Below are 14,306 nucleotides of genomic sequence, written 5' to 3'. Positions count from 1 at the left end.
GAGGCGGAGGGTGCCGCAGCTGCCTGCGGTGCGGCAGCGGGGGCCGGCGCTGCGGCGGGGGCCGGTGCCGGCGCTGCGGCGGGTGCTGGAGGGGCGGGGGCGGCGGTGGCCTCGGAGGGGTCGCCGATGATGGCCAGGACGGTTCCGACCTCGACGGTCTCGTCCTCGGGCACGAGGATCTCCAGGACGGTGCCGGACACCGGGGCGGGGACCTCGGTGTCCACCTTGTCGGTGGCGACCTCGAGCAGCGGCTCGTCGGCCTCGACGGTCTCACCCACGGCCTTGAGCCAGGAGGAGACGGTTCCCTCAGTGACGGACTCGCCCAGAGCGGGCATCTTCACCGTGGTGCCCGAGGCGGAGGGTGCCGCAGCTGCCTGCGGTGCGGCAGCGGGGGCCGGCGCTGCGGCGGGGGCCGGTGCCGGCGCTGCGGCGGGTGCTGGAGGGGCGGGGGCGGCGGTGGCCTCGGAGGGGTCGCCGATGATGGCCAGGACGGTTCCGACCTCGACGGTCTCGTCCTCGGGCACGAGGATCTCCAGGACGGTGCCGGACACCGGGGCGGGGACCTCGGTGTCCACCTTGTCGGTGGCGACCTCGAGCAGCGGCTCGTCGGCCTCGACGGTCTCACCCACGGCCTTGAGCCAGGAGGAGACGGTTCCCTCAGTGACGGACTCGCCCAGAGCGGGCATCTTCACGGACTCAGACATGGGAGTCATTCCTCTTCTGCGGTTGCTCAGTCGTGGTTGTGCAGGGCCTTGCCGGCCAGGACCATGGCGGCCTCACCGATGGTCTCATTCTGCGTGGGGTGTGCGTGGACAAGTGAGGCCAGGTCGTCGGCGTCGGCCTCCCAGCTGACAATGAGCTGGCCCTCTCCGACCTGCTCACCCATCCGGGCGCCGATGGCGTGGAAGCCGACGACCGGCCCGCCCTTGACGGAGACGAGCTTGACGAAGCCCTGCGTGCCCAGGATCTGGCTCTTGGCGTTGCCCGCGACGTTGAACTCGGCCGTGGTGATGTTCTCGGCGCCGTGCAGCTGCCGTGCCTTGGCCTCGGACAGGCCGACGGAGGCGATCTCCGGCTCGCAGAAGGTGACCTTGGGGACCTTGACGTCATCCACCGGCTGCGGGGAGAGCCCGGCGATCATCTCGGCCACGACGATGCCCTGGGCGAAGCCGCGGTGGGCGAGCTGGACGCCGGGGACGATGTCGCCCACGGCCCACACGCCCTCGACGTTGGTGCGCCCGTAGTCGTCGGTGAGGACGAAGCCGCGGTCCATCGCGACCCCGACCTCCTCGTAGCCGAGGTTGGCGGTGGCCGGCCCGCGTCCGACGGCGATGAGCATGACCTCGGCGTCGTAGGAGGCGCCGTCCTCGGTGTGGACCGTGACGCCCGCCTCGGTGCGGTCCACCGAGGCGAACATCGTCTTGGTCTTGAAAGCGATCTTGCGCTTGCGGAAGGAGCGCTCGAGCATCTTGGAGATCGCCTCGTCCTCGTTGGGCACGAGGTGGGGCAGGCCCTCGATGATCGTGACCTGGCACCCGAGCGAGGCCCAGGCGGAGGCGAACTCGACGCCGATGACACCGCCGCCGAGGATGACGGCGGAGGCCGGCACGTGGTCCATCCGCAGGGCGCCCTCGGAGGTGAGGACCTTGTCGTCGATCTGCTGGCCGATCGTCTTGGAGTAGGAGCCCGAGGCCAGGACGATGTTGCGGCCCCTGATGACGCGGCCGTCCACCTCGACGGCGTCCTTGGCCACGAGCCTGCCCCAGCCTCCCACGACCTCGATGCCGCGGGAGGAGACCAGGCCCTGCAGGCCCTTGTACATCCGGTTGACGACACCGTCCTTGTAGGCGTTGACGGCGGTCATGTCGATGCCCTCGAGGTGGGCGCGGACACCCAGGGCGCCGGCCTCGCGCACGGCCTCGGCGGTCTCGGCGGCGTGCAGGATCGCCTTGGTGGGCACGCAGCCGCGGTGCAGGCAGGTGCCCCCGACCTTGTCGGCCTCGATGAGGGCCACGCTCAGGCCCAGCTGGGCCCCGCGCAGGGCAGCGGCGTAGCCGCCCGAGCCGGCGCCCAGGACGACCATGTCGTAGACGGTGTCAGTCACGAATTCACTCCTCGTTGATGTCCTTCGCCCCGTGGCGGGGCGTGTCGGCACGCCGTCATTGTTTCACCGGCCACGGCCCGCCAACCCCAGAAGTGACGGCCGGTGCGGGACTAGAGTCCCCCATGGGCCGTGAGACTGCTCACGTTCTGCTGGGAGGGTGCGCGCAGGCCACCGCGCAGGAGCCTCAGTCCTCGTAACCGCGGAGCAGCTCCAGCAGCGTCGCCACACCGGCACCGGTACCGCCCGTCGGCACGCCCGCCCAGGGCTCGCCGTCGTTGAAGGCCGGGCCCGCCACGTCCAGGTGCGCCCACGGCACCGATCCGGTGAACTCGCGCAGGAAGAGCCCGGCCGTGAGCATGCCGCCTCCACGTGAGCCCGTCACCGCGTTGCGCAGTGCCGCGTACGGGCTGTCGAGCCGGGAGCGCAAGTGCTCGGGCAGGGGCATGGGCCAGAAGGCCTCTCCGGCGGCGACAGCCGCGCTCACCACGGCGTCGCGCAGGGCGGGCGTGCCCATGACGCCCGAGACGTGCTCGCCCAGTGCCACGATCTGGGCGCCGGTGAGCGTGGCGACGTCGAGCAGGGCGTCGGGCTCCTCCCGGACCGCCCGGGCGAGCGCGTCGGCCATGACGAGGCGTCCCTCAGCGTCGGTGTTGGTGATCTCCACCGTCGTGCCCCCGTACACCGTGACGATGTCGCTGGGGCGTTGGGCGTCTGCCGCGGGCAGGTTCTCGGCGAGTGCGAGCCAGGCCTCCACGCGCACCCCCAGCCCCAGGCGCGCGGCTGCCAGGAGCGTTCCCAGCACCGTCGCGGCCCCGGCCATGTCGGACTTCATCTCCGGCATCGACGCCGCGGGCTTGAGGGACAGACCGCCCGAGTCGAAGGTGATGCCCTTGCCGACCATGGCCACGCTGCGCCGCGCGCCCTCGGGCGCCCAGACCAGGCGCACGAGGCGGGGCGGGTGGACGGAGCCCTTGCCCACGCCGAGGATCCCGCCGAATCCCTGCTCTGCCAGGGCCCGCTCGTCCAGGACCTCGACCTCCAGCCCGGCGGAGGCCGCCACGTCGCGGGCGAGGTCGGCGAAGACCGCGGGCGTCAGGCGGTTCGGTGGCTCGTTGACCAGGTCCCGGGTCAGCGCGACGCCCTCGGCGAGCGCGAGGGCCGTGGCGGGCCGCGGTGCCGGCACGCCCTCGGGCAGCAGCACGAGGACCCGGCCCAACGGCGCCGGAGGGGCCGGCACCCGTCCTGCCCAGGCGTAGGCGCCGGTGAGAGCGCCCTGGGCCACGTGCAAAGCCTCCACCTCATCGGCGGGGGACATGGAGAAGCAGGCCGACCCCGTGCCGGCCAGGGCCCGGGCGGCCCGGGCGGCGGCCCGCTCCAGCACCGCGGCACGGCTGACGCCGAGGGCCTGGCTGTCACGGGTCGGGTCCGCGCCCCGGGCCAGCTCCTCACCGGTGCCGACCACGAGCAGCACGTCCGCCGCCACCGGGGTGCCGGGCAGCGCCGCGGCCGGTACCCGCACGACCTCGTCGAGGGCGCCCGTCAGGCCCAGCGTGGCGGCCACCGCCTCGAGGGCCGGCAGGTCCAGGCCCTCCAGCCCGGGTCCGTCGGCCAGCAGGCGCGGGCCGCTCTCGGCGCCCTGCGGCGCGCGGGCCGCCAGGACGAGCACCTCGGCACGCGCCTGGGCGGCGGGGGCGCCCAGGAAGGACAGTGAGGGCAGGCTGGTGAGGGCAACAGGGGCGTCGTACGTCGTCATGAGCCGGATGGTAGTGTCCGAGCGTCCGTTGGGGCGTGAGCCGCCGCGGCACCGGACACGGCCTGGCGCGCAGAGGAGGGACGAGCAATGGCCTCGCATGAGCCCGTGCAGCGCGAGCAGCTGGTGGTCAGCAGCGTGGAGGACCGCCGTCGGCCCGCCCACGGCCTGAGCCGGCTCCTCGTCGTCGCCCTCGCCGTCTTCGGGCTGGTCCTGCTGGGCCCCAGCACCGTCAGCCTCATCCGTGACCCCGCGGGCGCGCCAGTGCTGGGAAGCCTCAATGTCGCGGCCGGCCTGCTCCACCTCCTCCTGGCGGTGTGCGTGGCCCACAACGGCCGCAGGATGCGCGTCATCGGCTGGATGACCCTGGCTGCCCTGCTCACCGGGGCCTTGCTCTTCGGCCTGCTCACCTGGACCGGCACGGCGGTGGAGCTCAGCGCCTCGGTCTGGGCCGACGGCGGCCGCAGGCACCTGTACCTGCCTCTGTTCCTGCCCCTCGTGGCGGGAGTGTGGATGTGGTTCTCGGACCCCAGGCGCATCGTCGTCACGGCCGAGCGCATGGAGGGGCTGGGCCACTCGATCAGCGGGAGGCGCGCCGAGCGCCCGCGTCAGTGCCGCCGCCCCGGCGAGTGACGCCCCTGCGCCACCAGGTCTGGACGCGCTCACCGAAGGACGTGCGCGCCTGGGCCGCCTCATAGGCGTCCCTCTGGTGCCGGTAGAGGCGCCTGACCATGTCCTGCTGTGAGACCCAGCCGACGAGGGCCTCGCCCCGGGAGGTGGGCTCGACCACCGGCAGGCCCTCGGCCTGCCCGCGCGTGAGCCGCCCCAGCGCCGCGGTGGCGCTGTCAGAGGCGGGCACCCGCTGCCTGGCGAGCTCCAGGTCGCCGACGGGCCGGTCGGCGGCGCCCTCGGCCAGCGAGGCCTCCGCCACCTGCAACGCGCTCACGCAGCCCAGGAGGTAGCCGAAGGACCCGGGCCGGCCATGGTCCGGACCGACCACGGGCAGGACGCTCGAGCCCGAGGCGCGCAGCTCATGGGCGGCCTCGGACAGCGTCGCGTCGGCCTCGAGGACCGCCGGGGGAGAGCTCATGACCTCGCGGGCCGAGGCGCGCCCCATGAGGGTCGACACGACGGGGTCCTCGACGTCCTCGCCCCGGCGGCGCAGCTCCTCGGTGTAGATCGTCGTGCGGGTGAGGAAGCGGCTCATGAAGGTGGCCAGGACGCTGGCGAGCATGAGGGGCAGCAGGAGGGAGTACTGGCCTGTCATCTCGATGATGAGCACGACGGCGGTGATGGGGGCGCGCGCCGAGCCCGTGAAGACCGCCCCCATGCCGATGACGCCGAAGACGGCGGCGGCGGAGGGCTGGCCGGGCACGAGGGCGGTGCCGAAAGCGGCGCCCAGGGCCGCGCCGATGAACAGGGAGGGGGCGAAGACCCCGCCGGTGAAGCCGACGGCGAGGGTCAGACAGGTGGCGAGCACCTTGACCGCGACGAGCAGGAGGAGGAGCCCGGTGCCCTGAGCGCCGTTGAGGACACGGTCGAGCACGGCCTCGCTCTCGCCGTAGGTCTGCGGGAAGGCCAGCAGCATGGCTCCGACGGCGAGGCCTCCCAGCGCGGGCCGGGCCCAGGCGGGCACCCGCAGGCGGTCGAGCAGCCTGCGCGCGGCGTCGGCCATGAGGTAGCGGCAGCGCGAGAAGCCGACCCCGACGGCGCCCCCGACCAGGCCGAGCAGCGCCACCCAGCCCAGCTGGGCGTCACCGGCGAGGTCGAGCACGGGCAGGGAGGTCGCCAGCGCCTGGCCCAGGACGTGGTGGGACAGCACCGTGGCCGACACCGAGGCCAGCACGACGAAGGCGAAGGCGTCGAGGGTGAAGTCCAGGAGGATGACCTCCATGGCGAAGAAGGCGGCGGCGAGCGGGGCGTTGAAGGCCGCCGCGATGCCCGCGGCGGTGCCGGCCGCGGCGAGCAGGCGCACCGAGCGGGTCGGCAGCCCGAGGCGTCGTCCGAAGAGCGTGGCGACGCTGGCGCCGAGCTCGGCGATGGGTCCCTCGGGGCCAACCGAGCCGCCGCCGCCGATGGTGAGGCAGGCGCTGACCGTCGAGGCCACCGCGGGCACAGGCGCCATGGCTCCGTCGGAGCGCCGGGCGGCCCAGATGACGCCGGAGACACCGTGACCGGTGCTCGTGCGCCCGGCCAGGGCCATGACAGGCCCCACGAGGGCGCCGGAGAGCACAGGGGCCGCCAGGAGGAACCAGGGGCCCAGTGGGGCCAGGAGCCCGGTGCTGGCCCCTCCTGCGTACTGTGAGGTGCCGGTCATGAGCCGGGCCCAGGCGTCGATGCCCAGCCTGAAGGCGATGGCGCCCAGGCCCGCGACGAGCCCGACCAGCAGCGCCAGGGTGTACAGGCCGCTGCGGTGGTGGCGCAGCAGGCGCAGAACGGCCTGCGTGCCGGTGCGGCGGCGTGCGTGCGGGCCGTTCACGCTCGTGGTCCCTCCTGGGCTCAGCGGGTGAGGTTCTCCACGACGACGGGCTCGGTGCCGTCGTCCCGGGACAGGCCCCACACCTGCGTGTAGAAGCTCAGCTCGGTGGTCAGTGCCCGGTGGATGTTGGAGGCGATGCGCAAGCCGTGGCCCTCCCCGTGGAAGACCTCCAGGGCCACGGGCAGGCCCCTGTCCGCGACCGCGTGGTGCAGGGCGGTGGCCTGCTCGGCGGGGACAACCGGGTCCTCGCTTCCCTGGAGCAGCAGCAGCGGGGTGTGGATCTCGTCAACGTGGTGGATCGGCGAGCGCTCGGTGTAGACCGGGTCGGCCAGGTCCTCGGCGCCGACGAGGCTCTGGATGTAGCGCGACTCGAACTTGTGGGTAGTGGAGGCCATCCGCGCCAGGTCGGTGACGCCGAAGACGCTGGTGGCTGCGGAGAACAGCTCGCAACGGCGGATCGCTGACAGGACGGTGAAGCCTCCGGCGGAGGCTCCGCGCACGGCGACGCGGGCCGGGTCCACGCGCCCGGCGTCGATGAGGTGCTGCGCGCCCGAGATGACGTCGTCGGCGTCGCGCACGCCCCAGTGGCCGTTGAGGGCCTTGCGGTAGCCGGAGGAGTAGCCCGACGACCCCCGGTAGTTGACGTCGAGGAAGGCGAAGCCGCGGCTGGTCCAGTACTGCACGGCCAGCGAGTAGCCGGGGCTGGCGGCGGCGGTCGGCCCACCGTGGACGCCGACGATGAGCGGGGGCCGCTCGTCCTCAGGGCCCTCGAAGGACGCGGAGGCCGGCGGGTAGAAGAAGCCGTAGGCCGTGGCCCCGTCGGTGGTGGGCCAGGACACGGGCTCGGCGACGGACACGCCCACCGAGGCCGGGTCGAAGTCGCCGGGGTGGCGCAGGACGACGACGCCCGCGCCGCGCACCTCGACGATGGAGGGCAGGCGCGACTCGTTGGAGGCGAGCATGACGACGCGCCCGCCGCTGGAGGCGACGTTGCCGCAGGGCTGCCACCCGACGTTCCACTCCTCGAGCTCACCGTTGGCGAGCCGGACGGTGCCCAGGTGCCACACGCCGTCCTGCGCCCAGGAGGCGATGAGGTGCTCGGCGTCGAGGACGTCGTAGTGGTGGGGGCCCAGCTGCCAGGCGGGTGCGGTGAAGGTGGCCTGCTTGGGGTGCAGAGGGCGGGTGCGCAGGCAGGCGGTCCAGCCCTCGCGGTTGGTGCCGCGCCGGGGGAAGCCCTCGGTGCGGTAGAGGTTCCAGAAGCCGGAGCCGTTGGCGAGGTGGACGAGCTCGCACTCCTCGGTCCAACGCGGCTCGCAGACGGAGTAGCCTGTGCCGCCGTCGACAACGACCTGGTCGCGCACGGTGCCGTCGGGGGCGAGGTCGCCCACGTGCAGGGTGGCCTCGTCCCAGGGCATGGAGGGGTGGTTCCAGGTGATCCAGGCCAGGTGCTCGCCGTCGGGGGACAGGGTGGGGGAGGTGACGAAGTCGGTCCCCTCGACCACGGTGCGCACGGGGGCGTCGTCACGGGCGGCGGAGCCGTCCAGGGGGATGGCGACGAGGCTGTTGACCGGCTCCGCGCCCTGGCGGTGGTCCTCGCGCACGGCGTAGACCAGGCCGCGGGCGGTGTCGATCTCGAGGTCGCCGTGGCGCACGTCCCCGTAGATGGTCAGCGGCACCAGGCCCCGCAGGCGGTGGTGGACGTCGTAGCGGTACAGGCGCCCGTCGCCGGCGTGGGACACGACGATGGTGCCGGAGTCTACGGCGTAGGCGCGCCCGCCGTACTCGTGCACGCGGGTGCGCACGTCAACGAGCTCGTCAGAGGGCGTCAGGGGCAGGACCTCGCCCGTCTGGCCGTCACCGTCGCGGCGCAGGAGGACCTGGCGGCCGGCCTGCGAGGCGCGTTGCTCGACCCAGTAGGTGTCGGCGCCATCGACCCGCACCTGAGCCAGGCCGACGGTGCGGGTGGTGATGGTGCCGGGCGTGATGGGGGAGGGCCAGGTGCCGTACGGTGCCGTGGTGCTCATGGGTGCTCCTGATCGCTCGTGCTGTGACGCCTGTGCCGCGCGGGCGCGGCGCGGTGCCACCACCCTACGTGGTCGGTGACACATGCCCGTAGCGGGTCCGTGACGCGGGCGCAGGGGTGGTGCCGTGGGCCGGGACCGGGGTCCCGGAGCGGGCGCGCGAGCGCGGTGGAGGGGCGCGGCCGGCCACCGGTGCGGGCGCGCGCTTAGCCGGGCTGGGACGGCAGTCCCACCTGGGACGTACGTCTGCCACCGGTACCTGGTGGGCGCAGGCGCTCCAGCGCGGGAGCCTGCCGGTGCGGGAACCCGAGCCGATGAGGCGTATGGGGACTTTGGTCCCTGGGCCGGAATGCCCATGGTCTCCGTGTGAGTGATGCCACCGGGGTGCCGTGCGTGCGGGGCACGCTAGCCGGGTCTGTGGTCCTAGGCTTGGGCTGACGGCGCGACGGCGTGCCGCCCCCGCCTCACGAGGGCGAGAACACACGGGTGGCTGGAGGTCACCCACCAACAGGAGGACACGGATGACCACTGAGGTCACAGCTTCCGCCACCGCGGAGAACGGCACCACCCGCGACGCCTGGGACGGCTTCGAGAAGGGCTCCTGGTCGGAGGGCATTGACGTCCGCGACTTCATCCAGCGCAACTACACCCCTTACGACGGCGACGCCTCCTTCCTCGCCGGCCCCACTGACAAGACGCTGCGCCTGTGGGACCACCTCGAGGAGAACTACCTCAAGGAGGAGCGCAAGGTCCGCATCCTCGACGTCGACACCGACACCCCCTCGGACATCGACGCCTTCCCGGCCGGCTACATCTCCGAGGACGACGACGTCATCGTTGGCCTCCAGACCGACTCCCCGCTCAAGCGCGCCATGATGCCCAACGGTGGCTGGCGCATGGTCGCCCAGGCGATCAAGGAGGCCGGCAAGGAGGTCAACCCCGAGGTCCAGAAGATCTTCACCAAGTACCGCAAGACGCACAACGACGCCGTCTTCGACATCTACACCCCGCGCATCCGCGCCGCCCGCTCCTCCCACATCATCACCGGCCTGCCGGACGCCTACGGCCGCGGCCGCATCATCGGTGACTACCGCCGCGTCGCGCTCTACGGTGTGGACTACCTCATCGAGGAGAAGCTCAAGGCCAAGGACTCCGTGGCGGACCAGCCCTTCTCCGAGCACTGGGCCCGCTACCGCGAGGAGCACTCTGAGCAGATCAAGGCGCTCAAGAAGCTCAAGAACATGGCCCAGAGCTACGGCTTCGACATCTCGGGCCCGGCCCGCACGGCCCACGAGGCCGTCCAGTGGACCTACTTCGCCTACCTCGCCTCGGTCAAGTCCCAGGACGGTGCCGCGATGTCGATCGGCCGCCTGTCGGCCTTCCTCGACATCTACTTCGAGCGCGACCTCAAGGCCGGCGTCATCGACGAGAGCCGTGCCCAGGAGCTCATCGACAACATCGTCATGAAGCTGCGCATCACCCGCTTCCTGCGCACCACCGACTACGACCAGATCTTCTCCGGCGACCCGTACTGGGCCACCTGGTCCGACGCCGGCTTCGGTGAGGACGGCCGCTCCCTGGTCACCAAGACCTCCTTCCGCCTGCTCCAGACGCTGCACAACCTCGGCCCCGCCCCGGAGCCGAACATCACGATCTTCTGGGACGAGAAGCTTCCGCAGGGCTACAAGGACTTCTGCGCCCTTATCTCCATCACGACCTCCTCCATCCAGTACGAGGCCGACGAGCAGATCCGTGACCACTGGGGCGACGACGCCGCCATCGCCTGCTGCGTGTCCCCGATGCGCGTGGGCAAGCAGATGCAGTTCTTCGGCGCCCGCGTCAACTCCGCCAAGGCCCTGCTGTACGCCATCAACGGCGGCCGTGACGAGATGAGTGGCAAGCAGGTCGTCACCGGCCTGCCCGGCATCGAGGGCGACGGCCCGCTCGACTTCGACGAGGTCTGGGACAAGTACGAGAAGATGCTCGACTGGGTCGTGAGCACCTACGTCGAGGCCCTCAACATCATCCACTACTGCCACGACCGCTACGCCTACGAGTCCATCGAGATGGCGCTGCACGACTCCGACATCGTGCGCACCATGGGCTGCGGCATCGCCGGCCTGTCGATCGTCGCCGACTCCCTGAGTGCCATCAAGTACGCCAAGGTCACGCCCGTGCGCGACGAGACCGGCCTCGTGGTCGACTACGTCACCGAGGGCGACTTCCCGATCTACGGCAACGACGACGACCGCGCCGACGACATCGCCGCCACCGTGGTCCACACGATCATGTCGAAGATCAAGGCCCAGCCCTTCTACCGCGACGCCATCCCGACGCAGTCCGTCCTGACGATCACCTCGAACGTCGTCTACGGCCGCGCCACCGGCTCCTTCCCGTCCGGCCACCAGAAGGGCACCCCCTTCTCGCCCGGCGCCAACCCGGAGAACGGCATGGACACGCACGGCATGGTGGCCTCCATGCTCTCCGTGGGCAAGCTCGACTACAACGACGCCCTGGACGGCATCTCGCTGACCAACACCATCACGCCCCAGGGCCTGGGCCGCACGCTCGACGAGCGCGTCGCCAACCTGGTGGGCATCCTCGACGCGGGCTTCGTCCCCGAGGAGGACTGACCCTCCCGCCGCCCACCCGTTCGGCGCCCGGTACCGCGTGCTCCGGGCGCCGACGGTGAGGGACGGCCCCACCGACTCTCTGTCGAACACTCAACACCTATGTGAAAGGGGCCAATCATGCCCACGTACGAAGAGCGCCTCGCCTCCATGAAGGCGCAGCGCCAGGACAATGGCGGCGTCAAGGGCCTGTACCACGCCAACATCAACGTCCTGGACCGCAACACCCTCGAGGACGCCATGGAGCACCCGGAGAACTACCCGAACCTCACGGTTCGCGTCTCCGGCTACGCCGTCAACTTCGTCAAGCTCACGCGTGAGCAGCAGCTGGACGTCCTCAACCGCACCTTCCACGCCGGCGCCTGAGCCGGCCAGGGGTGAAGGAGCCAGATGACTGACACCATCACCCCCGCGACACGGGGCGGCCGGGACCAGGACTTCCTGGCCCCGGCCGCCCGCCTGCGCGGGGCGGGAATCGGTGGGCTCGAGGAGCTGACCGACCTCCAGCGGTCGGACCGCCTCGCCCGCATGCGTGAGGGGTCCCTCGGATCCATCCACTCCTGGGAGCTCGTCACCGCCGTCGACGGGCCGGGCACCCGGATGACGGTCTTCCTCAACGGCTGCCCGCTGCGCTGCCTGTACTGCCACAACCCGGACACCTTCCTCATGAAGGACGGTGAGCCGGTCGAGGCGCAGGAGCTGCTGCGCCGGATGAAGCGGTACCGCGGCGTCTTCCGTGCCTCCGGTGGCGGCATCACCCTGTCGGGCGGTGAGGTCCTCATGCAGCCAGCCTTTGCCCACACGCTGCTGCGCGGCGCCAAGGAGATGGGAATCCACACGTGCATCGACACGTCGGGCTTCCTCGGTGCCAACGCGAGTGACGAGTTCCTCGACGACGTCGACCTCGTGCTCCTGGACGTCAAGAGCGGTGACGAGGAGACCTACAAGAAGGTCACCGGCCGCGCCCTGGCGCCCACGATCGCGTTCGGTGACCGGCTTGCGGCCAAGGGGATCCCGATCTGGGCCCGTTTCGTGCTCGTGCCCGGCCTCACCTCCGACCCGCGCAACGTCGAGAACGTCGCCCGGATCATCGAGCGGTGGGGACAGGCCGTCGAGCGCGTCGAGGTGCTGCCCTTCCACCAGATGGGCACGGACAAGTGGGACGCGCTCAAGCTGGACTACAAGCTGCGCGACACCCGCCCGCCGGAGCCGGAGATGGTCGAGGCGACCCGCGAGATCTTCCGCTCCCACGGCTTCGTCGTCCACTGACGCCAGCGGAGCGCCGGACCACGGCCAGGGCCCCTGGCAGGTGCGAGCGGTCGTGCCGCGTGGACCTTCATGACGGCGCCCCGCTCCTGTGGGGCGACGCCCGCGTCCCCGGGCACTGCCGTGTGGCGATGCCTATATCATTCATGTATACCCATAGGGGTATATACTCACGTCGGTGGGCAATGAGGCCCGCCACGAGTCAACAATGAGGTGAGCTCAATATGGCCAGAGTGGTCGTTCTGGGCGCGGGCGTGTCCGGTCACGCGGCTGCGCAGCACCTGCGCCGCCTGCTCCCGCGGGAGCACCAGGTCGTCGTCATCAGTCCCAACTCGCAGTGGAACTGGATCCCGTCGAACATCTGGGTCGGCACGGGACGCATGCGCAAGGAGCAGGTCGTCTTCCCGCTCGCGCCCGTCTACAAGCGCAAGGGCATCATCTTCCACCAGGCCAAGGCCGTGGCGCTGCACCCGGAGGGCACTCAGGCGGACGAGCGGCCCCAGGTCGAGATCGTCTTCACCGAGAAGGGCCGAGAGGGCGAGACCCGGCGCCTGCCCTACGACTACCTCATCAACGCCACCGGCCCACGGCTCAACTTCGACGCCACCCCGGGACTCGGTCCTGATGAGGGCGGGCACAGCCTGTCCGTGTGCACGGCCTCCCACGCCGTCCAGACGGCCGCCGAGCTGCGCAAGGTCATCGAGGCGGCGCGTGCCGGCAAGGAGCAGCGCCTGGTCATCGGCACGGGCAACGCCACCTGCACCTGCCAGGGCGCAGCCTTCGAGTACGCCTTCAACGTCGACTTCGAGCTGCGCGAGGCCGGCGTGCGCGATCGCTGCGAGGTCGTCTACCTCACCAACGAGGCCGAGCTGGGTGACTTCGGCGTCGGGGGTATGCGTTTCCGCCAGGCGGGCTACCAGACGACCTCGCAGCTGTGGACGGAGTCGCTCTTCCGTGAGCGCGGTGTCAAGGCGATCAGCGGAGCGGCGGTCAAGCGCGTTGAGGAGGGCTCCCTGACCTACGAGTCGCTCGACGGGCAGACGCACCGGCTGGACTTCGACTTCGCCATGCTCCTGCCGCCCTTCTCCGGCCAGCCCCTCAAGGCCTACAACCGCTCCGGCGAGGACATCACCTCGACGGTCTTCGCCCCGAGCGGCTTCATGAAGGTCGATGCCGACTACACCCCACGCCCCTACGAGCAGTGGAGCGCCGACGACTGGCCGCGCACCTACCAGAACCCGACCTACCCCGAGCTGTTTGCTGCCGGTATCGCCTTCGCCCCACCGCACGCCATCTCCAAGCCGCGCAAGACGCCCAACGGCACCGTCATCGCGCCCGCCCCGCCGCGCACCGGCCAGCCCTCGGGCTCGATCGGCCGTGCCTGCGCCGAGTCGATCGCGGACATGGTGCTCGGCAGGGACAAGCCCCTGCACGAGGCGTCGATGGCGAAGATGGGGGCCTCCTGCGTGGCCTCGACCGGGGCGAACCTGCGCACCGGCTCGGCGGCCGCCATGATCATGTACCCCATCGTCCCCGACGAGCGGACTTACCCGGAGACCGGGCGCCACCCGTACCACACCCGCGGCGAGATCGGCCTGTTTGGCCACTGGATCAAGTTCATGCTCCACTACCTGTTCATCTACAAGGCCAAGTCCCTGCCGGGCTGGTCCCTCATCCCGGAGTGATCGACATGTCTGCGACAAGCACCCACAGCACCGACAGCGTCCCCAGCACCGGACAGGAGCAGCCGACGGGTCGCCTCCTCATTGAGGAGCTCGACCCCGTCCAGGCCGAGCGCATCCGCCGGGCGCCGCTGCCCACCAAGCAGACCCTGCGCCGGCGCAGGCTCCTGCCCCTCCAGGTGCTGAAGTTCATGGAGACGAACCTGCGCATCGCCGACATCGTGGCCCGGGAGCGGCTCGGGCTGTGACGCGGGCGTGACGACGCGGGGGGGGGACCCTGTTCCCCCCTTCTTCTTAGACCCCCCCCCCTCCCTCTATGACGCTCTTGCGGGTGGGTTGGGGTTATCGGGTGTTGATGCGGTTTTGTTCTCCCC

Annotated in this window: 11 protein-coding genes; 6 read left to right on the top strand and 5 right to left on the bottom strand. The window is 71.3% G+C overall.

All coding sequences use genetic code 11. The annotated features are described in order from the left end of the window. The 3 genes from ACSJJR_RS01565 to ACSJJR_RS01555 all read right to left on the bottom strand — a co-directional run. Nucleotides 1–704: biotin/lipoyl-containing protein (locus ACSJJR_RS01565; RefSeq protein ID WP_435941744.1), on the bottom strand; the 704-nt coding region annotated here is incomplete at its 3' end. A gap of 26 nt (nucleotides 705–730) precedes the next feature. Continuing rightward, entirely contained in the window at nucleotides 731–2,104 is a 1,374-nt protein-coding gene (gene lpdA / locus ACSJJR_RS01560) for a dihydrolipoyl dehydrogenase (RefSeq protein WP_435941743.1), read from the bottom strand. A gap of 184 nt (nucleotides 2,105–2,288) precedes the next feature. Beyond that, the gene (locus ACSJJR_RS01555; protein ID WP_435941742.1) at nucleotides 2,289–3,857 is read right to left on the bottom strand and encodes a leucyl aminopeptidase; all 1,569 of its coding nucleotides are present in this window, start codon (nucleotides 3,855–3,857) and stop codon (nucleotides 2,289–2,291) included. A gap of 87 nt (nucleotides 3,858–3,944) precedes the next feature. Between ACSJJR_RS01555 and ACSJJR_RS01550 the strand changes: the two genes are divergently transcribed. Then, nucleotides 3,945–4,487 carry a hypothetical protein gene (locus tag ACSJJR_RS01550; RefSeq protein WP_435941741.1) on the top strand — a complete coding sequence of 181 codons (543 nt, stop codon included), beginning with the start codon at nucleotides 3,945–3,947 and terminating at the stop codon, nucleotides 4,485–4,487. Here ACSJJR_RS01550 and ACSJJR_RS01545 read toward each other — a convergent pair. Together ACSJJR_RS01545 and ACSJJR_RS01540 are read right to left on the bottom strand one after the other, a co-directional pair. After that, the gene (locus ACSJJR_RS01545; protein ID WP_435941740.1) at nucleotides 4,435–6,333 is read right to left on the bottom strand and encodes a chloride channel protein; all 1,899 of its coding nucleotides are present in this window, start codon (nucleotides 6,331–6,333) and stop codon (nucleotides 4,435–4,437) included. The two genes, ACSJJR_RS01550 and ACSJJR_RS01545, sit on opposite strands and share 53 nt — an antisense overlap. A 20-nt stretch (nucleotides 6,334–6,353) precedes the next feature. Next, nucleotides 6,354–8,357, bottom strand: coding sequence for an alpha/beta hydrolase family protein (locus ACSJJR_RS01540; protein WP_435941739.1), 2,004 nt, complete (start codon nucleotides 8,355–8,357; stop codon nucleotides 6,354–6,356). 518 nt (nucleotides 8,358–8,875) lie between these two features. Here ACSJJR_RS01540 and pflB point away from each other — a divergent pair. From pflB to ACSJJR_RS01515, 5 genes are all read left to right on the top strand, one after another. Further along, on the top strand, nucleotides 8,876–10,987 hold the full coding sequence (gene pflB / locus ACSJJR_RS01535; RefSeq protein ID WP_435941738.1) for a formate C-acetyltransferase: 2,112 nt from the start codon (nucleotides 8,876–8,878) through the stop codon (nucleotides 10,985–10,987). Nucleotides 10,988–11,104: 117 nt separating this feature from the next. Further along, a complete protein-coding gene (gene grcA2 / locus ACSJJR_RS01530) occupies nucleotides 11,105–11,350 on the top strand; it encodes an autonomous glycyl radical cofactor GrcA2 (protein WP_435941737.1) in 246 nt (81 codons plus the stop codon). Between the two features lie 24 nt (nucleotides 11,351–11,374). Then, entirely contained in the window at nucleotides 11,375–12,253 is an 879-nt protein-coding gene (gene pflA / locus ACSJJR_RS01525) for a pyruvate formate-lyase-activating protein (protein ID WP_435941736.1), read from the top strand. A gap of 221 nt (nucleotides 12,254–12,474) precedes the next feature. Then, on the top strand, nucleotides 12,475–13,935 hold the full coding sequence (locus tag ACSJJR_RS01520) for an NAD(P)/FAD-dependent oxidoreductase (protein WP_435941735.1): 1,461 nt from the start codon (nucleotides 12,475–12,477) through the stop codon (nucleotides 13,933–13,935). 5 nt (nucleotides 13,936–13,940) lie between these two features. Continuing rightward, nucleotides 13,941–14,180, top strand: a complete 240-nt coding sequence (locus ACSJJR_RS01515; protein WP_435941734.1) for a hypothetical protein — start codon at nucleotides 13,941–13,943, stop codon at nucleotides 14,178–14,180. Nucleotides 14,181–14,306 lie beyond the last annotated feature (126 nt).

The sequence above is a fragment of the Actinomyces sp. W5033 genome (genome assembly GCF_051303165.1).
This window is presented reverse-complemented; position numbering and strand designations above follow the sequence as displayed.